The 349-nt window shown below is 66.8% G+C and carries 1 protein-coding gene; it reads left to right on the forward strand.

Annotation, left to right across the window (positions count from 1 at the left end):
- Window positions 1–349: transposase (locus tag K7B10_RS40600; protein WP_308284706.1), on the forward strand; the 349-nt coding region annotated here is incomplete at both ends.

The following is a 349-nucleotide window of genomic DNA, read 5'->3' on the forward strand; positions in this document are numbered from 1 at the left end:
GGGGCCTGCGCCTGCACCTGCTCTGCACACCCGGCGGCCTGCCCATCGCCTGGGCCCTGGCCAACCCCAAGGCCGATGAACGCGAGGTCCTGGCCGACATGCTCACGGGCGACCAGGATCTCCTGACCACGCACCCCGGCCAGACCGTCGTCGGCGACAAGGGCTACGTCTCCAAACTGCTGGACACCTTCATGACCGACCACGGCCTGACCTTGCTGCGTCCCAGCTACCGCAACCTCAAACCCCGGCCGGGCGAACACCTGCTCAAACCGATCCGACAGCTGATCGAATCCGTCAACGACACCCTCAAAGGCCAACTCGACCTCGAACGCCACGGCGCCAGAACCCC

The sequence above is a fragment of the Streptomyces flavotricini genome (assembly GCF_020639365.1).
Taxonomy (GTDB): Bacteria; Actinomycetota; Actinomycetes; order Streptomycetales; family Streptomycetaceae; genus Streptomyces; species Streptomyces flavotricini.